Origin of the sequence: Kribbella sp. NPDC050470, assembly GCF_044458365.1 — a bacterium.
Lineage (GTDB): Bacteria > Actinomycetota > Actinomycetes > Propionibacteriales > Kribbellaceae > Kribbella.
In genome coordinates, this window is the sequence record NZ_JBITHV010000005.1 from 418,646 (window position 1) to 439,218 (window position 20,573).

21 protein-coding genes are annotated in these 20,573 nt (G+C 68.2%); 6 read left to right on the forward strand and 15 right to left on the reverse strand.

From position 1 onward, the window contains the following. Positions 1-5 precede the first annotated feature (5 nt). Genes thrC through ACIBGM_RS17225 form a run of 3 tightly spaced genes read left to right on the forward strand, consistent with a single transcriptional unit; the run spans position 6 to position 2,559 of the window. Entirely contained in the window at positions 6-1,265 is a 1,260-nt protein-coding gene (gene thrC, locus ACIBGM_RS17215) for a threonine synthase (RefSeq protein WP_360533361.1), read from the forward strand. Next, positions 1,262-1,537, forward strand: a complete 276-nt coding sequence (locus ACIBGM_RS17220) for a ubiquitin-like small modifier protein 1 (RefSeq protein WP_360533358.1) — start codon at positions 1,262-1,264, stop codon at positions 1,535-1,537. Before thrC ends, ACIBGM_RS17220 begins: the two co-directional genes overlap by 4 nt. Further along, positions 1,537-2,559, forward strand: coding sequence for a zinc-dependent alcohol dehydrogenase family protein (locus ACIBGM_RS17225; protein ID WP_396386137.1), 1,023 nt, complete (start codon positions 1,537-1,539; stop codon positions 2,557-2,559). The genes ACIBGM_RS17220 and ACIBGM_RS17225 overlap by 1 nt, the downstream gene beginning before the upstream one ends. Positions 2,560-2,921: 362 nt before the next feature. Here ACIBGM_RS17225 and ACIBGM_RS17230 read toward each other — a convergent pair whose 3' ends face one another. Together ACIBGM_RS17230 and ACIBGM_RS17235 are read right to left on the reverse strand one after the other, a co-directional pair. Continuing rightward, positions 2,922-3,497: an HD family hydrolase gene (locus tag ACIBGM_RS17230; protein ID WP_396386138.1), complete on the reverse strand. Its 576-nt coding sequence runs from the start codon at positions 3,495-3,497 to the stop codon at positions 2,922-2,924. A gap of 43 nt (positions 3,498-3,540) precedes the next feature. Next, entirely contained in the window at positions 3,541-4,071 is a 531-nt protein-coding gene (locus ACIBGM_RS17235) for a hypothetical protein (RefSeq protein WP_360533349.1), read from the reverse strand. A gap of 77 nt (positions 4,072-4,148) precedes the next feature. Here ACIBGM_RS17235 and ACIBGM_RS17240 point away from each other — a divergent pair, with 77 nt between their 5' ends. Further along, a complete protein-coding gene (locus ACIBGM_RS17240; protein WP_360533346.1) occupies positions 4,149-4,460 on the forward strand; it encodes a hypothetical protein in 312 nt (103 codons plus the stop codon). Positions 4,461-4,633: 173 nt separating this feature from the next. On the opposite strand, the gene ACIBGM_RS17245 is transcribed toward ACIBGM_RS17240, so the two are convergent. The 5 genes from ACIBGM_RS17245 to ACIBGM_RS17265 all read right to left on the reverse strand — a co-directional run bounded on the left by ACIBGM_RS17245 (position 4,634) and on the right by ACIBGM_RS17265 (position 9,475). Continuing rightward, entirely contained in the window at positions 4,634-5,101 is a 468-nt protein-coding gene (locus tag ACIBGM_RS17245; RefSeq protein ID WP_360533343.1) for a hypothetical protein, read from the reverse strand. A 339-nt stretch (positions 5,102-5,440) separates the two neighbouring features. Then, positions 5,441-5,836 carry a hypothetical protein gene (locus tag ACIBGM_RS17250; protein WP_360533340.1) on the reverse strand — a complete coding sequence of 132 codons (396 nt, stop codon included), beginning with the start codon at positions 5,834-5,836 and terminating at the stop codon, positions 5,441-5,443. Positions 5,837-6,080: 244 nt separating this feature from the next. After that, on the reverse strand, positions 6,081-7,304 hold the full coding sequence (locus ACIBGM_RS17255) for a helix-turn-helix domain-containing protein (protein WP_360533337.1): 1,224 nt from the start codon (positions 7,302-7,304) through the stop codon (positions 6,081-6,083). 48 nt (positions 7,305-7,352) lie between these two features. After that, on the reverse strand, positions 7,353-8,315 hold the full coding sequence (locus tag ACIBGM_RS17260; protein ID WP_396386139.1) for a dihydrodipicolinate synthase family protein: 963 nt from the start codon (positions 8,313-8,315) through the stop codon (positions 7,353-7,355). Positions 8,316-8,323: 8 nt separating this feature from the next. Further along, entirely contained in the window at positions 8,324-9,475 is a 1,152-nt protein-coding gene (locus ACIBGM_RS17265) for a mandelate racemase/muconate lactonizing enzyme family protein (protein WP_396386140.1), read from the reverse strand. A gap of 96 nt (positions 9,476-9,571) precedes the next feature. Between ACIBGM_RS17265 and ACIBGM_RS17270 the strand changes: the two genes are divergently transcribed. After that, positions 9,572-10,537 carry an LLM class flavin-dependent oxidoreductase gene (locus ACIBGM_RS17270; RefSeq protein ID WP_396386141.1) on the forward strand — a complete coding sequence of 322 codons (966 nt, stop codon included), beginning with the start codon at positions 9,572-9,574 and terminating at the stop codon, positions 10,535-10,537. An 85-nt stretch (positions 10,538-10,622) separates the two neighbouring features. On the opposite strand, the gene ACIBGM_RS17275 is transcribed toward ACIBGM_RS17270, so the two are convergent. The 7 genes from ACIBGM_RS17275 to ACIBGM_RS17305 form a co-directional block, all read right to left on the reverse strand. Then, positions 10,623-11,495: a carbohydrate ABC transporter permease gene (locus tag ACIBGM_RS17275; protein ID WP_396386142.1), complete on the reverse strand. Its 873-nt coding sequence runs from the start codon at positions 11,493-11,495 to the stop codon at positions 10,623-10,625. Continuing rightward, positions 11,495-12,310 (reverse strand): sugar ABC transporter permease, encoded by an 816-nt coding sequence (locus tag ACIBGM_RS17280; RefSeq protein ID WP_360533322.1) that lies wholly within the window; start codon positions 12,308-12,310, stop codon positions 11,495-11,497. The genes ACIBGM_RS17275 and ACIBGM_RS17280 overlap by 1 nt, the downstream gene beginning before the upstream one ends. Positions 12,311-12,618: 308 nt before the next feature. Then, a complete protein-coding gene (locus ACIBGM_RS17285; protein WP_360533319.1) occupies positions 12,619-13,887 on the reverse strand; it encodes an extracellular solute-binding protein in 1,269 nt (422 codons plus the stop codon). A 91-nt stretch (positions 13,888-13,978) separates the two neighbouring features. Beyond that, complete coding sequence (locus ACIBGM_RS17290; protein ID WP_396386143.1) at positions 13,979-16,006, reverse strand: hypothetical protein; 2,028 nt, start codon at positions 16,004-16,006, stop codon at positions 13,979-13,981. A gap of 118 nt (positions 16,007-16,124) precedes the next feature. Then, positions 16,125-16,697 (reverse strand): hypothetical protein, encoded by a 573-nt coding sequence (locus ACIBGM_RS17295; protein ID WP_360533313.1) that lies wholly within the window; start codon positions 16,695-16,697, stop codon positions 16,125-16,127. After that, positions 16,694-17,842 (reverse strand): L-histidine N(alpha)-methyltransferase, encoded by a 1,149-nt coding sequence (locus tag ACIBGM_RS17300; protein ID WP_396386144.1) that lies wholly within the window; start codon positions 17,840-17,842, stop codon positions 16,694-16,696. Before ACIBGM_RS17300 ends, ACIBGM_RS17295 begins: the two co-directional genes overlap by 4 nt. A gap of 127 nt (positions 17,843-17,969) precedes the next feature. Further along, positions 17,970-18,170: a cold-shock protein gene (locus ACIBGM_RS17305; protein WP_396386221.1), complete on the reverse strand. Its 201-nt coding sequence runs from the start codon at positions 18,168-18,170 to the stop codon at positions 17,970-17,972. 910 nt (positions 18,171-19,080) lie between these two features. On the opposite strand from ACIBGM_RS17305, the gene ACIBGM_RS17310 reads away from it, so the two are divergent. After that, positions 19,081-19,329, forward strand: a complete 249-nt coding sequence (locus ACIBGM_RS17310) for a CGNR zinc finger domain-containing protein (RefSeq protein WP_396386145.1) — start codon at positions 19,081-19,083, stop codon at positions 19,327-19,329. Here the strand turns inward: ACIBGM_RS17310 and ACIBGM_RS17315 are convergent. Then, the gene (locus ACIBGM_RS17315) at positions 19,290-20,456 is read right to left on the reverse strand and encodes a Cmx/CmrA family chloramphenicol efflux MFS transporter (RefSeq protein WP_396386146.1); all 1,167 of its coding nucleotides are present in this window, start codon (positions 20,454-20,456) and stop codon (positions 19,290-19,292) included. The two genes, ACIBGM_RS17310 and ACIBGM_RS17315, sit on opposite strands and share 40 nt — an antisense overlap. Positions 20,457-20,573 lie beyond the last annotated feature (117 nt).

Genomic DNA, 20,573 nt, shown 5'->3' on the forward strand with positions numbered 1-20,573 from the left:
CACTCATGAGCCTGACCGCCACCCACACCATCCGTGAAGGTGCCTTCGGCAACGGTACGCACCTGAGCTGTCGCGCCTGTGGGGCGAAGTCGCCGCTCGGTCCGTTCTACGCCTGTACGGAGTGCTTCGGTCCGCTCGAGGTCGGGTACGAGTACCCCACCATCACCCGCGAGCAGATCGAGGCCGGACCCAAGAACATCTGGCGCTACCAGCCGCTGCTGCCCGTCCCGGTCGACGTGGCCAGCTTCCCGAACACCGAGCCCGGCTACACCCGGCTGATCGACGCCGGCAACCTCGCCCGCGAGCTGGGCCTGCGCAAGCTGTGGGTGAAGGACGACTCGGGCAACCCCACGCACTCCTTCAAGGACCGCGTGGTCGCCAGTGCCCTGAGCGCCACCCGCGAGCTCGGCATGAAGGTCTTCGCCTGCCCCTCCACCGGCAACCTGGCCAACGCCGTCGCCGCGGCCGCCGCCCGGGCCGGCATCCGCTCGGTCGTGTTCATCCCGCACGACCTCGAGCGCCCCAAGGTCATCACCAGCGCCGTGTACGACGGCACGCTGGTCGCGGTCGAGGGCAACTACGACGACGTGAACAAGCTGGCCTCCGAGATCGCCGGCGAGGAGGAGGGCTGGGCGTTCGTCAACGTCAACGTCCGCCCGTACTACTCCGAGGGCTCCAAGACCCTCGCCTTCGAGATCGCCGAGCAGCTCGGCTGGCGGCTGCCGCAGCAGATCGTCATCCCGGTCGCCTCGGGCTCCCAGCTGACCAAGATCGACAAGGGCTTCACCGAGCTCGGCAAGCTCGGCCTGGTCGACGCCACCGACTACAAGGTGTACGGCGCCCAGGCCACCGGCTGCTCGCCCGTCGCGCAGGCGTTCCGGGACGGGTACGACGTGGTGAAGCCGGTCAAGCCGGACACCATCGCCAAGTCGCTCGCGATCGGCAACCCGGCCGACGGACCGTACGTGCTGGACGTGGCCCGCCGTACCGGTGGCGCGATCGAGGACGTCACCGACGAAGAGGTCATCGAGGGCATCCGGCTGCTCGCCCGCACCGAGGGCATCTTCACCGAGACCGCGGGCGGGGTGACGGTCGCGACGCTGAAGAAGCTGGTCGAGACCGGCCAGCTCGACCCCGAGGCCGAGACGGTGATCATCAACTCCGGCGACGGGCTGAAGACCCTCGACGCCGTGGCCGACCGGGTCGGCCCCAAGGTGACCATCCCCGCGTCGTACGACGCCTTCGTGAAGGCAGGCCTGCAGTGAGCGTGAGTGTCCGGGTCCCGACCATCCTGCGCCAGTACACCCAGGGCGCGTCCTCGGTCAGCGCCGAGGGCGCGACGCTCAGCGAGGTGCTCGAGTCCCTCGACACCGCCTACCCGGGCATCAAGGGCCGCGTCCTCGACGACTCCGGCGAGCTGCGCCGCTTCGTCAACGTGTACGTCGACAACGACGACGTACGCTTCGCCGACGGCCTGCAGACCTCGGTGAAGGACGGCGGCGAGATCTCGATCATCCCCGCAGTCGCCGGCGGCTGATGCGCGCTGTTCTGGTTGAGCAGTACGGCGTCCTGCCGACTGTTGCCGAGGTAGCGGACCCGGAGCCGAAGCCCGGTGGTGTCGTCCTGAAGGTCGAGGCCACCGGGTTGTGCCGCAGCGACTGGCACGGCTGGATGGGGCATGACCCGGACATCGTCCTGCCTCACGTCCCTGGGCACGAACTGGCCGGAACGATCGCCGCCCTCGGCCCCGGGGTGACCGGCTGGCAGATCGGCGACCGCGTCACCACGCCGTTCATCTGCGCGTGCGGCACGTGTGAACAGTGCCTCTCCGGGAACCAGCAGGTCTGCCCCAACCAACTCCAGCCCGGCTTCAACTACTGGGGCTCGTTTGCGGATTTTGTCGCCGTACCGTTCGCAGCTGTGAACCTGGTCCGGCTGCCGGACGACCTGTCCTTCGACACCGCCGCCGGCCTGGGCTGCCGCTTCGCCACCTCCTTCCGGGCTGTCCGCCAGGTCGGCCGAGTCGTCGCAGAGGAGAACGTCGTCATCTTCGGCTGCGGCGGCGTCGGGTTGTCGGCGGTCATGATCGCGGCCGCTCTCGGCGCCCGCGTGATCGCCGTCGACACGAACCCCGACGCGCTGGACCTCGCCCGCACGTACGGCGCCGCCGACACCGTCTTGGCGTCTGCCGACACCGTGTCCCAGCTCCGTGACCTCACCGGCGGCGGCGCCCACGTCACCATGGACGCCCTGGGTTCCAACGACATCGTCCAGCAAGCCCTCCTCGCCCTGCGCCCCCGCGGCCGCCACCTGCAAGTCGGCCTCCTGCCATCCGGCGTCCAACTCGACGTAGGCCGCCTGATCGGCCAGGAGTTGGAATGGCTGGGCAGTCACGGCATGGCCGCCCACGCCTACCCCGAGATGCTGAACCTCGTTGCCGCCGGCAACCTAGACCCCGCCGCGCTGATCACCCGCACCATTCCCCTCGCCGAAACCCCCACCGCCCTGGCCGCCCTCACCAACGGCACCCCGGCCGGCATTACGATCATCCGCCCGTAAGCCGCCCTCCGGCACACCCCGGCCACCGTCCATCGGGCAACGCACCGAGGGTTTGCGCAGGAACTCGGGGCCTTGAACACGCTATGTCCTGTTCAAGGTCACCGCCGCGCGTCAGGACCCGCTCAACGGTCTTCCTCGAACATGCGGAGTCGTACCGTCAGGATGGGATCAAGGGGAACGCGGGCGAGGCGGGGTCTGGCCGACTCCGAGATCCAGTGCCTGATCTCAGCCACGGACGCCTGGGCATCCGTCAACAGGTCGGCCAACCTCATCAAGGCCACGTCCAGCGTCGGCTTCGCTTCGCTCACAGTCGCCGTACCCGCGTCACCCGGACAGCACGGCTCACCTTCGGCCACTCTCGATCAGCGGTCGCGCCAGGCGAGTGGGGATGTCACCAGCGCCGCTTCGGCGAGGCGGCGGGCGAAGGGGGTTTGGATGCGGGCGCGTGAGGATTCGATCCAGCCGTCGACCCGTTTGTAGCCGGCTTCGCCGTACTCGACCGCTTGCAGGAGGCACTCGAGGCGGTCGGCGTCCTTGGCGCAGCGGGCCTCGATGCTCTCTGCGGTCTCGTACTCGGTGACGGCCTCTCGAATGCTCTTGGCCGCACTCTCGGGAAGGACCGCGACTTGGTCCTCGGTGATGCTTTCGTTGCCGGCGACTTCCAGATAGGGCTTGGCGCTGTGCGGGATGTCGCCGATCCGGGTCTCCTGCGAGTCGTGCCACATCCCCAGGTACGCCGCCCGCGCGGGGTCACCGCCTTCCTCACTGGCAATCAGCGCAGCGAGTTGAGCGACTCGCAAGCTGTGCTCCGCAACGGATTCGGGATCGCGAACGCCGACGTGCCACCACCCCGCTCGGCGAAGCCGCTTGAGCACGCCCATCTCATAGGCGAAGGCGACGACACCCGCTGCCTCCCGGTCGATGATCCCATCCGTCACGACTGCTGCCCTTCTGTCATCGGTCGGCCAATTCTGGGAGTCTTCACGGGCAGTCCTCTGTGATGAACTCGCTCAGCGGGGTCACGCGGTACTTCACTGGAATGGCATCGTACGGCGGGCTGGCGTCGGCGGGTGGAGAGTCGTGACGGACCTGGCCGGGACGGACGGTCTTGAGGTCTCTCAGGGTGAACTCGGTGCCGCGACCGTGCCACTCGTGTCGTTTGCCCCACGCCCGGATCAAGTACTTGCCGTCGGCGCGCAAAGCCGGTGGTTCTCCCTGGACCCGCCAGCCGTTCCCACCAGTCCGGATGGGGATCTGGACCACGGATTTGTCCGGGCGCGGGTTCACGTACATCATCGCCGGCCCCGGTGCGGGGTCGTCCGTTCGTGGCCCACTCCGGTCATAGAACTCGAGTTGGGCGATGTTGCCGTCGCAGTTCTGCAGCACGATCACCGGTATGCCCGCGTCGTCGACCGACATGCCAACCACACCGCGCGACACCCGCGGTCCACAACCGCTCAGGAGACTCACCGCGCAGACCACCACCGCGGTAAGCAGAATCGATCTGCGCATCCCGCCAGCGTAGGCCAGCGGGGGTGTGCATCTGTAGGTCTACAGCGTGCCGCCCACCCGGCGGCATGATAGGCGGCGTGGTCACGATCCGCTGTCTGGCTTTCCTGCTGGTCGCCTCGGTGATCAGCGTTCAAGTGGTGATCCTGATGGAACGCGGACGCCCGATGCGCAAGCGGTTGCGTGATTTGGGCTGGGGCGGAGATGCGAGCTCGCTTCTGCTGGTCGCCGCGCTCATGACAAGCGCTGTCGGCGCGGTGCTGGGCAGCCTCTTCGACGGTGCGCTCCTCGGCGCGGGCGTTGGGGGCCTCGTCGCCCTGCTGGTGTGGGCGGTCGCTGTCGCGTGGGCGCATCGAGAGCCACAGGCACCACCACGCCACCGACAGCAGTAGTCACCGGCCCCGAGGCTCGACGGCGACGTGCACAAGGCGCAGACCAGGGCAGTTGCCGGAATCCGCCGCTCGCATGCGAACACACGGTCGCTAGGACGCCAGTCCTCCTGCCGACGGACGGTCGGCTGGAGTCGATGGCTACGGAGCACCCTCCTGCCGCGGACGAAGCGCTTCTACCGACACGGGGAATAGGCGAGCGTGGCGTCGTCGTGGCGCTTGGTCCGGGGGTGACGGGCTCCGTCGGGGTCGGCGGTTTCGATCTCGCGGACGTGGGCGATCAGGCCGGCGGGACAAAGCTTGTCGAGCAGGGCCAGGTACTCGGGCCAGGTGTAGAGGTCCATCTGGTCCGCCGGGCGGGTTGCCCCGTCGGAGAAGATCGCCAGCCGGCCCACTTCGGATCGGGCATAGCTGTCGACCACAGCATGGCGTGCTGCCTCGGGGTCTGCAGCGGCGACCCACCAGCCATCGCTCCGGTTCCTGGTGCGGGTCTGGTTCGCGACCAAGGCGGCGATGGCGGCCTTGTGCTCAGCGGTGTTGAACAGCATGCCGGCAACGGCGTCCGGCTCGGTTCCGGAGATCTCCTCGATGCGGAGGTCGCAGGTGATTTGCGGACCTTCCGCGCTCTCGACGAGAACGGTCACATCAGAGAGGGCGAGTGTGTCTACTGTTTCTGCACCTATGCGAAGGATCCCGACCGCTGCGCACGGCGTACCCGGATCAGTCAGGTCGCAGGTGTCTTCGTGCGACGCTGCGACGGCGGCGAGCCCCTCGTACAAACCGTCCGCCAACGGGAGGTGTGGGCGACCAGCTAACGCTGTCAGGGTGCGTGCACCGAGTTGCTGCGCGTACCATGCAACGCCGTGGTGGCAGCCACCCATGGGTACGCCGGCGCCGTCTACGACGATTGCGAGGTCGGTGGTAGCCACCACGAAGTCTTCGTTCGGACGACCGGGTGCTGCGTCTGTGGCAAGTGAGAACACTTAGTTTCCACCAATCTCTGGTTCGACCGCTGCGAGCATGGCACAGAATCGCTCGACATCAGGTATGTGGGACCACCTGGCCAGGCCGGATGGCATCGTCCGCCGCAGGTCGGCCAGCGTTCGGGTCGAGCCAGTCGCAATCGCGATGGTGTACGCCTCGGCGGCGGCTGCAGCGGCGGCCTCGGGTTGCTCGACGAGGACGTGAGCGCGGGCAAGTGATCCGAGATACTGTCCCCGGTCGCGGTGGTAATCCGGGGGAAGACTGTTCAGAACATCAGTGAACGCATCCACCGCGTCGCCTGCCCTGCCGAGCTCCAGAACACATTTGGCACGCGCGATCTTCGCGTACAGCCCGAGATCGCAAATAGCGGTTCGCGGTAACTTGCCGGAAGCCACTGACGGGTGCGAACAGTCGGTTGCCGGGATGCCACTCCTCCTGCGGACGGGCGGTTGGTTGGTTGTCGATGGCGTGCGACGCAGGAGCGCGCAGAGCGCGGGCGATAAGCCCGCAAGAGGGCGGGGCGTCTGCACCGCAGATGGGCGGCGGTAGCCGGCCAGGGAAGCACGGGCGATTAGCCGGGGGGGAGCGGGCGTAGCGGTCGCGACGAAGGCGTGACTGCGTAGCACGCGTGGGTCGGTACTACAGGCGTATGAGGTAGACCGTGGGGGGTCGGCCGGTTCGGCCGTGTTGTTGGCTGCCTATGGGGTCGGCCAGGCCGGCTCGTTCGAGGCGTTTGAGGACTCGGCGGGCGGTGCGGAGTTGGACGGCCAGGTGGTCGGCCACGTCTTGGGTGGTGAGGCCGTCGGGGAGGGTGGCGACGAGTTCGCGCATGCGGGCAAGGGTTTGGGTGTTGAGGCCTACTCGGCGGGCGAGGAGGGGGAGGCTTTCGGGGCCGCGGGCGGTGATGGGTTGGTCGCCGGTGGGTTCGATGACGATTTCGACGTCGTCGGACATCGAGACGACGCCGGCGACGGTGCCGATCGAGGCTGCGCGGCTGACGGCGCGACGGGCGAGGGCTTCGGCTTCGGCCGCCGTACGGCCGACTCCGAAGCCGACGTACGCCGTGCTGTGCCTGGAGGCGAGGTGGTCGAGCAGGGGCATGCGGGTGAACTGTTCGGTGGCCTGCTCGAGGACGCCGCGGGTGGTGACGACCAGGTGGCGGCCGTCGGGGAGGGCGGCGAGGCTGGCGCCGAGGGTGATCAGGTCGGCGGCCAAACCCTCGTCCGGCTCCGGCAAGTCGATCACGCCGAGCGCGACCTGGGCGTCGCCGACGTGCTGGCCGGTGGTCGTCAGAACCAGGGCTTGCAACGTCGAGCGGATCGAGTAGCGGGAGGGCGCGAGGCGGACGGACGGCATCTCGTTCTCGATCAGGTGGAAAGCCGAGCCGAGGCAACTGATCGCGACCTTGGTGTCGTGCTTCTCGCGTGCGGTGCGGTGGAAGGCGACGATGTCGTCCGAGGTGAGGCCGGGGCGGTACGGGAGCACCTGGATCTGGTCGGTCGGCAACTTGGCCTCGATCAGCGTCTCCAGCACCTCGCTGCGCCGCAGCGTGTCGATGGAGAACTGGGTGACGTTGTGCCCGAGCCTGAGCAGCTCGACCAACGCGCGCAGCAGGGTGGCGCCGTCGTACGAGACGTACATGGCGGGGCGGTCTATGACGCCGGCCTCGGTGGCGATCGTGTACGGGACGACGCCGGTGAACAGGATGGCGTCGACCTTCTCGTGGGACTGCTCGACCACCTCGACCGCTTCGGTCTCGTGGTGGTAGGGCAGCGGGACCAGGGTCGCGCCGCTCGGCGGACCGACCGCGATCACGCGCTGGACCAGGTCCTCCGGGCCGATGACGCCGACCGTGAGGGCCATCAGGCCACCGCTGGGTTGATCTGCACGACACTCCTTATGGTCGGGCCCTTAACTCGCAGGATAGTGGCTGAGTTCCTCGAGGCAGCGGATCACGACGTCGCGCTCGGCGGCGGTCAGGTCCGGGCCGTACGGGTCGTGGGCGGCGTCCTCGGGGATCAGGCCCTCCCAAGCCGCGGCCCAGTGCATCCGCTGCACGTAGCCCTCGATCGGCGCGTAGAAGGTCGCGGCAGCGAAGCGGTCCAGCCGGTCAGAGGCAGTCAGGAAGGCAGTGTGGTCGCCTGACGTCCAGTTGCGCAGTACGGCGGCCGACAACTCGACCTGTGCGGCGGCAATGCCCACCAGTGCGGTGTCGGCGCCCCACATGAACGACGGCCCGTACATCCGGTCCTCACCGGTGATCAGCAGCTTGCCAGTGTCACGGCCGGCCCAGATGGCCTCCTGACAGCCGATGGCTCGGTCCAGCGTGGCTGTCTTGACGCCGAGCATGGCGTCCAGGTTCAGCAGGTCCTGGATGAGCTCTGGCGGGTACGGGTACCCACCGGCCTCGCCATGCAGGTAGAAGCCGACCAGAGGCAGCCCACTCTCGGCCGCAACGCGCTCATGCAGTGCAACAGCCTGTGCGTGGCCGTCCGCGAGCCCGCCGAGGGCTGCTAGCGGGTAGACCATCACTGCGTCGGCGCCGCCCGCGGCAGCCTGCAGTGCCATCGCCACAGTCGCGTCAGCAGCCTCCTGGAGCGTCTGTGCGGCCTCAGAACGCGGTACGCCGACCCCTGCCACGATCGGGACGTCCGTTGCCTCTCGCCACGTCTCCAGGACCTTGGAGCGGTCCGCAGCCGACAGGTAGAGCCCACGGCCGGTGTGAGCCCACACAGCGACCCCGCCGATGGGCTCGGTCGCCATACGGCCGGCGTAGGCCATCAGAGCGTCATACGCGATGACACCGGCGGTGTCCATCGGCGTGATGACGGCAGGGAGCAGCGTGCCGCGGAGTTGCTCGACGAGTGGATGCATAGGACCTCTCAGACGTCGTGGCCGAGGCCCGGGCGCGTTGGTACGTCGATCCAGCCGTCGCAGTCGGCGAACACCGTCGGCGCCAGTGGGTCCTCGTGCACCATCAGCGGCCCGACCAGGTCCGCCGCGACGGTCGCACCGGGTACGGCGGCGGCCAGATGGACGGCGGCCAGCGTGGCCACGCCCAGCTCGGGCATCGAGCCTACCTTCACCGCCAGGCCTGCGGCCTCGGCTACGTTGGCGATCTGCAGGGCTCTGTGCAGCCCACCGACCTTGAGGATCTTGATGTTCAGCACGTCGGCCGCACCGCGCCGGGCGATCTCCAGCGCGTCCTGCAGCGAGTGCATGCTCTCGTCGACCATCAGGCGTACGTCGAGCCGGTCCCGCAGCCGGACGAGTCCCGCCAGGTCCCACCGGGGCAGCGGCTGCTCCAGCAGGGTCAGACCGGCCTCGGCCATCTTGGCCAGGTACGGCAGGGCGGTCGAGGCGTCGTACCCCTCGTTGGCGTCCAGGCACAGCTCGGCGTCCGCGGGGATGGCCGCGCGGACCGCACGTACCAGCTCGAGGTCCTTGGCCGGCTCGTGGCCGCCCTTGACCTTGAGGTGCCGGAAGCCCCTGTCGGCGTACTCCGCGGCCTCAGCTGCCATCTCGTCGAGCGTGCCGAGCCCGACGACCCACGTGGTCTGCACGCGGTCCCTGATGCTGCCGCCGAGCAGGGCGTGCACCGGCCAGCCGCTCAGCCGGCCCGCCAGGTCGTACAGGGCGATGTCGAGGCCGGACTTGGCCACATGCTGCCCACGGAGAACGGAGTCCATCACCAGGTGGGCTCCGGCGCGGTCCAGTGGGTCGCGGCCGATCAGAGCCGGGGCGAGGTGCTCCTCGATCGCGGCCAGGACGCCGGCCAGCGTCTCACCGGTGTACGCGGTCATCGGCGACGTCTCACCGATGCCGATCGCGCCGTCGGCGGTGTGCACCTCGACGACGAGGCTGACCAACTCGGTGCTGATCCCACTACTGATCTGGAACGGACGCCGGTACGTCGCACTGACCACGCGGGTCTTGATCGCGCTGATCGGCCCTGATGCGCTCACCGGCGCCGGCGTGATCGGCACGGCCCCGGCTTCGGCCGGCAACCCGACCGGATGCGGTACGACACTCAAATCCGGCTCCTCAGGGTCGCATTCTGGCGAGAAAGGACTTACGGTCAAGACCGTAAATACCGCGAGCGCTCTCTGTCAACGGAAGGTGGCACCCTGATGCGCCTGGGTCTCTATCTGAACCTCTACGGCACCCCGGACGAGCGGCCGCGACTCGGGGACGCCGTCGAGCAGGCACGGCTGGCGGAGCAGGCCGGGTTCGAGTGGATCGTGCTCGGCGAACGCCACCTGCACCGGCCCGGGTACCACGAGATCCTCACCACACTCGCCTACCTGGCCGGCAAGACCGACCGCATCGGCCTCGCGACGTCGGGCATCGTGGCGCCGCTGTACGACCCCGTCGTACTGGCCGAGACGCTTGCGCATGTCGACGTACTGTCCGGTGGGCGGCTGACTGCGGGATTCGTGCTGGGGTATCGGCCGGAGGAGTTCGCGCTGTACGGCGTGACGCAGGCGGAGCGGGTCGCCCGCTTTGAGGAGTGCCTGACGATCCTGACTCGGTTGTGGACGTCGGATGAGGTCACGTACGACGGGAAGTTCACGTCGATCAGTGAGGCGTTTCTGTCGCCGCGACCGGTGCAGGGTCCGCGGCCACGGTTGTGGAACGGCGGGCGGGTTTCCGCCGTGCTGGAGCGGACTGCACGGATGTGTGATGGGTGGACCACGTCATTCAACGAGCTGGACTCGGATCTGCCGGCGAAGATCGCTGAGTATCGGTCGTATCCGGGTGGTGAGGGGACGTTGGGGCGTGAGGTGATCCTGTGCCGGGAGGGGTTCTGTGCGCCGACGTCGCAGGAGGCGCAGGGGATGTTGGAGGAGCCGCTGCGGGATCTGTACGACGCTTATGCGGGGTGGAAGCGGACGTCGGCAGACGCGAGCCGCTACACGCAGGGGTGGGATGAGATCGCGGCTCGCAGTGTGATCGGGTCGCCGGGTGAGTGTGCGGAGCGGTTGGCTCACTATGAGGAGATGGGTGCCGATGGCATCATCCTCCGTATCCAGCCACCCGGGCTCTCGCAGGCGGACACGCTTCGATCCATTGAGGCGCTTGGTGAGTTGATCTAACCCCACGCACTCCACCCACGGAGTCTTACCCGCGCGGAGCGGCCGCGACGAAGGAGTGACCGCGTAGCACGCGTGGGAAAGACTCCTAAGCCTTCAGCCCCGACATCGCGATGCTGTCGGTCAAGTACCGCTGGAGCAGGCCGAAGACCAGCAGGCTCGGGACTACCGTGATGGTCGCGCCGGCCATGATTTGGTTGATGGGGACTGCTTGGGTTTGGAGGGTTGCCAGGCCGACCGTGAGGGTTTGCATCTCGCCGGACTGGCCGATCACCAGGGGCCACAGGAAGTCGTTCCAGTGCCAGAGGAAGACGAAGATGCCCAGGGTCGCGAGCGCGGGCCGGATGAGTGGTAGCACGATCTGGGTGAAGATCCGCCACTCGGGGGCGCCGTCGATCTCGGCTGCTTCGAAGAGTTCGTCGGGCAGTTGGCTGATGAACTGGCGGAGCAAGAACACGGCCTGGGAGTTCGCCAGCGTCGGCACGATGAGGCCCCAGTAGCTGTCCACCCAGTCGAGTCGCGAGACCAGGATGTACGACGGGATCAGGGTCGCCTGGAACGGGACCATCAGCGTGGCCAGGAAGGCCCAGAACATGATCTCGCGGCCGGGGAAGCGCTTCTTCGCGAACGCGTAACCGGCCATCGCCGCGAACAGCAGGACGAACACCACCGACACCAGCGAGTACAGCAGCGAGTTGACCGTCCAGCGCGGGATGTCGGAGCTCGACAGGACGCGGGCGAAGTTGTCGAAGGTGAAGCGGGTCGGGTCGAGCGCGTCGGGGAAGGTGCGACCGCTCGGTGGGGCGAACGCGACCAGCACCATCGCGGCGAACGGCACAATGGTGACGATCGCGGTCAGGGTCAGCAAGGTCGGCAGAGTGAGCCGCGCGACCGGGCGCTTGTCCGCCTTCGGCGGCGGGGTGGTGTCCCCGGCGCGTGGTCGTTCCAGCAGGTTCACCATCAGTCGTCCCTCCCGACCAGCCGTCGCTGCACGAGCGAGACGATGAGTACGATCGCGAACAGCACCAGGCCGATTGCGCTGGCGTAGCCGAAGTCGAAGTACTTGAAACCGCTGTCGTACAGGAAGTACACGAGCGAGTAGCTGGCGCGGACCGGGCCGCCGCCGGTCATCACGTACATCGCGTCGAAGACCTGGAACGCGCCGATGGTCTCGATCACCAGCACGAAGAACAGCACCGGGCGCAGCTGCGGCAGCGTGATGTAGCGGAAGCGCTGCCAGGTGCCGGCGCCGTCGATCATCGCGGCTTCCAGGTACGAGCGGGGCACCGCCTGCAGACCGGCGAGCAGGATCAGCATCGAGTAGCCGAATCCCTTCCAGGCCGAGGTGACCGCGATCGACGGCAGGACCAGGTTGGACTCGGCGAGGAAGTCGATCGGGCCGATCGAGACCAGTCCGAGGAGCGCGTTGAGCAGGCCGTCCTGGGCGTCGTAGATCCACTTCCAGATCACCGCGGCGAGCACGATGCTGGTCACGTACGGCAGGAAGAAGACGCCGCGGAAGAAGCCGCGACCCCACACCACCTGGTGCAGGAGTACGGCGGTGCCGAGCGAGAGGAGCACGGTGAGCGGGACGAAGACCACCGTGTAGGTGAGGGAGACGAGCAGGGCCTGGTGGAACAGGGTGTCCTGGAGCAGGCGGGTGTAGTTGTCCAGGGCAATGAACGACCAGCGGCCGCTGAGCCGGTAGTCGGTGAGCGAGAGCAACCCCGCGCCGACCACCGGCAGGAACCGGAACGCCAGGAACAACACCAGCATCGGCGCGACGAACAACAACCCGACCCAAGGTCGCCGCAGCGACCCCCGCCGCCCTGCGGGCGACGGGGCACGGCGAAAGACAGAGCGAACGCGGGAACCCGAGCCCGACCCTGAGGCCGGTCCGCGGCCGGAGCCGACGTCCGAGACGGCACCCGATGCAGCGGAACCCGAGGTCGGGTCGGCGACTGCGGTGGGGTTGGGGTCCGGCCCGGACCCGGCGCCCGGGCTCGTGGTTGAGCCCGGGGTCGGGGTCGTGGTGTCGGCCGCGGGATCTGCTCGGTCCGGGGCCTTGGCTTGGCGGGCTTCGGTCAACGTTGTCTCGACAGGAGGTCGTTGGCCTGCTTGGCGGCGTCGTCGAGGGCCTGTTGCGGGGCCTTCTTGCCGGTGAGGACGGCCTGGATCTCCACGCTCAGCAGCGACATCACCTGGCGGGCGGACTGGTTCGGCTCACCGGGGAAGGCGTACTGCAATTGGTCGGCGAACTTCTGCGCCACCGGGTCCGTCAGCTCCGCCTTCGCGTCGGTGCGCGCGGTGAAGAAGCCCGACGCCTTGCTGAGCGCCTGCACCTGGGCGGGCTGGATCATGAACGACACGAACTTCTTCGCCGCGTCCACGTTCTCCGAGGCCGCGTTCACCGCCAGCCCGCCGGGCAGGCCGAACCCGACCTGCTTCGCACCGGTCAGCGGCGTGCCGATGACGACGTTGGCGGCCCCCCAGGTCGCCGCCACCGTCTTGGCGTCGGCCGGCGTGCTGGTGAAGGCCATCGCCACCTGTCCCTTGCCGAGCGGCTGGTCGGCGACGAGGTTGCCGTTGGTCAGCGAGCTCTTCGGGATCGCGCCCTGGTCGTACAGGCCCTTCAGGAAGGTGAGCGCCTCCAGGCCGGGCGCCTCGTTGAAGGCAACGGTCTTGCCGTCGTCGTTGAACACCTTGCCCCCGGCCTGCCACAGCAGCGGGTAGAAGTTCAGGTTCAGCGACGCCTCCGGGGATGCGGAGTAGTCCAGGGTCGAGAAGCCGGCCGCCTTGATCTTCGGCGCCGCGGCCTTGATCTCGTCCCAGGTCTCCGGCGGCTTGCTGATGCCCGCCTTGTCCAGGATCGTCTTGTTGAACATCGTCGTCGTCACGGTGTGGTAGATCGGCGCGGCGTACACCTTGCCGTCCACCGTCAGGCCGGGGACCGCAGCCGGCAGGAACTTGTCCTTGTCCGGCTCGACCACGTCGTCGATCGCCTCGAACGAGCCGTTCTTGACGTACTGCGGCAACTGGTCCGGGATCTGCAGTACGACGTCCGGCCCCTTCTTGCCCGCGAACGCGGCGGCGAGCTTCTGGTCGCGCTCGTTCCAGGTCTGCGCCTCGATCTTCAGATCGATGTCGGAGTTCGCGGCCTCGAAGTCCTTCTCGACCTTCTGCCAGTACGCGTCACTGGTCGCCTGGTCGGCGATCACCGGATACATCCAGAGTGTGACGTTCTTCTTCTCCTCCGACGAGCCCGAGCCGTCGTCGCCCCCGCAGGAACTGAGAGCGGCGGCCAGCACGAGCGCCGTGAGTGGTGCCGCGATGCGGCGGACGCTGGATTTCATCGCACCCCCTGGGTGTCCGGAAGTCAGGGCCGGAAAGCAGTGGAACCGAATAACGGTCAGGACCGAAAGTAGCCCTGTCGAATTTCGGCTGTCAACGGCTGAGATCAACTCGGAACAGCTCGGAGCCGTGGGAGAGCACCAATTGGTGGTCGTTACGGACGCCGAGCCGGCGGTGTGCCTTCGAGACGAGCAGCGCCGGGGCCTGGCCCGGTGCGATCCGGAAGATCTTGTTCAGGTCGATGCTCACGTACACCGCCTCTCCGGTCGACACGATGTCCCCGCTGGACGTCGTCGTCCCGAGTACGTAGGACTTGACCACCTTGCCGCAGCGCGGGTCCATCGCGAAGACGGTCTTGCCGGCCACACCCCAGAGCAGGCCGTCCGGGCCGAACGTCACCGACGACACCGTGATCGCCCCAGGCACCGGCACGCTCTCCCAGAGCTTGCGGGCGCGCCGGACGTCCCAGGCGAAGACGGTGCCCTCGGTCCGGGTCGGTGGAGTGGTCGCGAGACCGCCGGCGATCGACGTTCCGCCATACACGATGCCCGCACGCGCGGTCAGGCCGAAGACGCTCTCGTCCTGGACGACGTTGCGGTACTTCTGCGACGTACCGGTCTTGGGGTCGTAGATGACGAGCGCGCCGCCGAGCCGGTCGCCGTCGGGGATGGTGCCGACCGCGAGCTTGCCGTTCACCTCGACCAGCGCCCGGGCCCGGGTCTGGAAGATCTCCGGCTTGAGGTTGAGCACCTGCTTGGGGTTGTCCGGGGTGCCGGGCGGGCCGGGTGAGTACTCCGGGCTGCTCCACGGCTGGCTCAGGTCGTATGTGTACACCCGGGCGTCAGGGTAGGCGCCGATCCAGAGCTTGCCGTCCTTGCCCTCCAGCAGGGCCTCGGTCTGCGAGAACCGGTTGAACTTGGCCTCGCCCGTGTCGGGGTTGACCACCGAGACTCCGCCGTTCAGGAATCCGCCCGCGTAGAGGTTGTCCTTGCCTCCGGCCACGGACAGGATCTCGATCGGCTCCCGCCGTACCGAGGTCTGGAAGATCTCCGACTTGCCGGTCTGCGGGTTGTAGCGGAACTCCTCGCCGCGCCAGAGCGTGCCGACGATGCTCTTGCCCGGGTAGTCGGGCAGGTCGAGCTCGGCCCAGCCGATCGAGCGAGTGTTCTGGATCCGGCCGGTGAAGGTCAGGCCGGTGCCGCTGAGCGTCTTGGTCGCCGGGTCGTACTTCTTCAGCTCACTGGCCTGGATCAGGTAGATCTCGCCATTGTCGCCGACCGGGGAGACGTCCAGGCCGTGCGCGTTCGGGATCTCGTCGACCCAGGTCCGGCTGGCGATGTCCCAGACGTACATCGGGCCGGGGAAGGCCGTGCTGATCCGGACGTAGGCGCGGCCGGCGCGGGTGTTCAGGTCGTAGACGATCTTGTCGGACGGGTCGCCCAGCCCGGGCGGCGCGGGCAGTTCGGTGACCGCGCCGGACGCCACGTCCAGCTCGAGGATATGGGCGTCGGGCATCGTGCCGCCGTAGATCTTGCCGTTCCAGTAGTCGATGCTCTTCACGTACGTCTGGCCGGCCTTGAGTTGGCCGTAGTCGCGGACCGCGCCGGTCGCGTGGTCGAACCGGAACACCTTGCCGTTCGGGAAGGTGCCGCCGTACACGTTGCCCTGCTCGTCGGTGGTGATCCGCTGGATGAAGGTCTCGGTCGCGATCGGGCGGCCGAGGTCCTCGACGGTGTTCCCCGACCCCGGCTTCCACCGGTACAGGTGACCGTTGTTGTAGGTGCCGGTGTAGATGGTGCCGTCCGGCGCCGCGGCCACGGCGTAGCTGCCGCCGGCCCCGGGCAGTGGCGCGGACACCAGCGGCGTGCCGGTGGCCGGGTCGATGGCGTTCAGGTATGCCGGGTCGCTGCTCGAGACGTTCCAGATCGCGGCCTTGCCGTTCGGGCCGGGCGCGACGGTGCCACCGATCAGCAGTACGTCGGACAGCGGTGTGCCGAGTGAGGTCACGGTCGCCGTGGGCGGTCCCATGGGAGCCTCCGGCAGCGGTGGATCGGCTTCGGCGGGAGTGGTCAGAGTGGTGACGAGCAGGGCGGCAAGTGCCACCGCGATGAGCGAACGCATTCGATCCCTCCGGTGGATGACCCATTTACGGTCCTGTCCGAAAGTAAGCCTTGGCCGCATGCCGAAGTCAACCGCTCGGCGGGATTTGCCACTTCTGTCAGCTTTACGGCCTCGGCCGTTAAGCGGGCGGCAGCCGGGTGAGCAGCTTCTCGAGCATTTCCCGGGTGGCGGCGAAGTAGCTGTTCTCCCGGTGCAGGGCCTTGTGGAACGCGGCCAGATCCTCCGGCGAGACGGTGTTCGAGAACGTGCTGATCTCGGTCAGGTCGAGGCGGCGATTGAACAGGTGGACGGTGTCTCGCCACCGGTGCAGCAGCTTGACCAGCTCGGCGTCGCGGTGGAGTCCGAGCGCGCCGGAGACGAGCGCGAGGTCGACCGCGGACACCACCAGCCGCGGGTAGACCTGGCGCCATCTCCGTGTCTCCGGCGAGAACCGGTCGTCGTTCAGCAGCCGGGTGTTTTCGCGGAGCTCGTCCGCGACGGCTCGCAGCACCTCGGTACGGCGCTCGGCCTCGGCGGTCAGGCGTTCGACGAAGATGCCGGTCAGCCCGGCGACCAGGGTGAGCGAGTTGACGGCCGGCTCCCAGCGCGAGTTCTGCGGCCAGAAGAACCAGATCACGCCCAGCACGAACGCGACCCCAAGCAGGCTGTAGCTCACCGTGCTGACGACGAGGCGTCGTACAGCTGGGGTCATGTCGACCAGATGTCGTCGGCCAGCGTGTGCGGAGTGGTCTCGACGCCGCCCGGGGCGAGCAGGAGCAGGTCCAGTCCGAACGTGCTCTGCTTGCGGGTCCGGAAGCCGGAGTGGGCGTGCTCGACCGGGGTCAGGCCGCAGGCGGCGGTGAGCTTCTTCAGCCGATCGGTCGAGTACTTACGGGTGATGTAGAGCAGGATGGTGTCCTCCGGCTCCAGCACCACGTCGGTGTGGTCCGGCAGGCCCATCACGATCGGCGCGCCGCTGTTGTTCTGCCAGACGATCTTGACCAGCAGGGCGTCGTCGGTCTCCACCTCGCCGCGGAAGTCGAGTCGGTCGTTGTCGATCGTCAGGTCGGTGTTGTAGCGCAGCGCGCTGGTGACGAACTCGGCGAACGCCCGGGTCTGGTGGTACTCGTCGGCGGCCGACTTCGCCGCCTCCTCGTCCAGCCGGCTGGTGGTCGCCACCTCGAGCAGCAGCCGGTCCTGCGGCCGCAGCATCGCGGTGATGATCTTCAGCAGGTCCTCGTCGTCGCCGAAGTTGGCCAGCGTGTTGCCGGTCAGCATCAACAGGATCGGCTCGTTGCCGACCAGCCGGGTCAGCATCTGGCCGAGCTCGTCCATGTTGTCCGCGATGGACAGGTCGAGCTGCACCGGCAGCACCTGCGACATCGGGAAGCGGACGCCGCGGACCGCTTCGAGGGTGCCCATCCGGAGCATCTCCGAGCTCATGTCGACCGGGACGTAGTACATGTGCGGGTTGTGCCGGCGCAGGTCGCCGAGCACGGTCCGGTCCTTGACGCCGGTGCCGACGCCGAGGCTCACCAGGTGGAAGCCGCTCTTGTCGACGTGCGGGCGGACCCTGCGCCAGTGTCGCAGGAACGACTCCGCGCCGACCTTCATCACCAGGTAGAACGGGTCGTTGGTCGCGTTCGCCCAGGCGATCGTCGGGCCGATGCCCCAGTAGGAGAAGCCGGAGGTGATCTGCTTGCCGTCGCCGGTCTTCGAGTACGGGCCGCGCAGGTCGGCGGTCAGCGTCGCCAGCTTGTCGGTCTGGTCCTCGCCGACGAGCATCAGCGACCACGCGAAATCGTCGTCAGCCAGTGCCTTCTCGAGCTTCCGGATCACGGGTACCGGCTCTGTCACACGTCCCATCCCCTCACACGGTGAGACGACAGGTTACCGGTTGTCGTCGGCCGGTGCAGTCCGGAAAACGCGGTACGACGGGTGCCCCGGCAAGCGGTGGCCGGGCCCGTTCGCAGGGGCGGCCGGGTCAGACCGGGGTGACGGTGTCGGCCTCGCGGCCCTTGGGGCCGTCGACGATCTGGAACTCGACCTGCTGGCCGTCCTCGAGGGTCTTGTAGCCGTCGGAGACGATCTTGCTCCAGTGGACGAAGACGTCGTCCTGGCCGTCGACGGCCAGGAAGCCGTAGCCCTTGTCGGCGTTGAACCACTTCACGGTGCCGCGCACCATCACGAACTCCTGTGACAACGGGACCCGCTTCACCCGGACCCCTCGGGTAGCGCAGCAAATCTTAGCCGAGGTCGTCCGCGGTACGGCGTGCTGTCCGCGGAACCGTGAACGCGGCCACAGCACCGGCCAGCGCGACGGCGATGCGGAGTGGGGCAGGTATTCCCGGGAGCCGAGAACTGCCAGCTGGCCTGCCGAGTCGTCAGCCAAAGCGCCGACTGTGGGAGGCATTTGCGGGGTTCTCCCTTGATCTGGTGCCTTCTCCCTCGGTAGGCGAGGGGAGAACGGTGCAGTTGCGGGGTTCTCCGGTGAAATTGACCGGTCGGGCATGCGGTGCCGGGTGGGTTGACCGGGTGGGGTTGTCGTGGCGCGGGGGCGGACCGGGATTCGGGAGCGTGGTGGCCTTCGGTGCAGTTCGACAGTACGTATACACCCACCGCCGGCCGCTCCCCGCCTGAACCGACTGGGGATCGGGGTCGAGGACCGGACACCTCCTGTCGAAATGCGCACCAGCTGGCGTCACGACCCACGTTGGTTGACGCGGCACTAGCTGTGCCGACGAGGTGAGTACGCCGAGCGACACCACGCTGGTGCTCGGGGACCTCCGACGTACCGGCTGTGGTGGATGACACCGAGGCGAGGCCGAGGCTGACGCCCATGACTGTGAAGCCGGTGAGGAGGTTACGGCGCGTGCCTGCACGGTGTGCGGCGTACGGTCCGGCCAGCGAGCCGCCGATCACGGCCAGGTTGAGGCGGGAAGAAGAACCCGGCCTGCGCGGCTGGGGGAATCCGCCGAGACACCGCAACGGCGCGGCCCGCGGCCGTCGGCGCACCCCCGCGATCCGCGGGGGTGCTCGAGGGGTGGGAGGAGTTGCGGCCGTTTGTGGTGGCGGCTTTTGAGCAGGTGGAGTTGGTGGGGTTGGAGCCGGCCTGGCGGTTCGAGCGGCTCGAGTCGCCGTTGTGGCCGGTGGCTTATGCGGCCCATGGACTGCTGACCGGGCCGCGGGCGCGGCGGATCAAGCGGTGCGCCGGCTGCCCGTGGTTGTTCCTCGACCAGTCGAAGAACGGCAGCCGGCGCTGGTGCTCGATGGAGATCTGCGGTACGTCGGAGAAGGTCCGGCTCTACGTTTCACGCCGAGCCGCTCGTCGCGCCCGAAGCTGAGCCGTGCCGCCGAGGCCCAACGCCGTGCCGCCGAGACACAACGCCGTACCGACCAGAACCGTGCTGACCCACAGTGGGGCCCGGTAGTCGGTCAGGGTGATCGCCGCGCCGCCGAGTGCGGGTCCGAGCGCGGCGCCAACGTTCAGGGATGCGGTGGCCAGACCGCCTGCCAGGACAGGGGATTCCGGCGCGGCGTACAAGGCGTATGAGATCAACGTCGAGCCGACCGCGAAGGAAAGCAGGCCCTGGGTGAACACCAGCGCGATGGTCGTGGCGGACAGCGACGCAGTCAGGGCGAACGCAGTCCAGCCGAGCAGCAAGGTGCTCGCGGCAACAATCACAAGGCGGGTGTCACGGCGGTCGGCGTACCGGCCTGCGATGGTGACGCCAGCGAGGGAGCCGAGGCCGAAGAGCGCGAGCATCAGCGGCACCGAGCCGACGCCGAAACCAGTGACCTCGGTCAGCACCGGTGCGAGGTAGGTGAACGAGCAGAACGTTGCGCCGTTCACCAAAGCACCAAGGATCAGCAGTACGACGAGACGCCCGCGAAGACGTAGTCCGAGAGGCGTGGCCGGGCTGGTGCGAGCAGCGGGCACCGCGCGCAGGATCGCAATCAGCGCCGGGAGCGAGATGATCGCGACCGCCCAGAACGCGGACCGCCAGCCGAGGTGCTGGCCGAGCAGCGCACCCCCTGGTACGCCGGCGATGCAGGCGAGCGTCGTACCGCCGAGGAGGACGGAGGTAGCGCGGCCCTTGGCGTCGGGCCGCACCAGGCTGGTCGCGGTGGCGAGCGCGATCGCGAGGAAGCCGGCATTGGCCAGCGCGGCGAGCACTCTGGTGACCAGCAGGACGGTGAAGCTCGAGGTGAGCGCACCGATCACGTGGACGAGCAGGAAAACGGTCAGTGTCACCAGCAGCGTACGGCGGCGCGGCCAGCGGGCACCGAGGACCGCGATCGCCGGTGCGCCGACGATCATGCCGATGGCGAACGCTGAGGTGAGCCAGCCGGCGGCGGGGATGGAGACGCCCAGGTCGTGGGCGATGTCCGGGCCGAGGCCGGACAGCATGAACTCGGAGGTCGCCTGGGCGAACACGGCCAGGCCGAGCAAGTACAGCACGAAAGGCATGGAGGACTCCGCAACCACGTCGATGAGAGAGGTGCGGCAGGACGGATCGCCTGCCGCGAGTCATCGCCGGCAGTTCGGCTGCGGAAACGCCACCGAACAGCCGGTGGCTACGCTCTA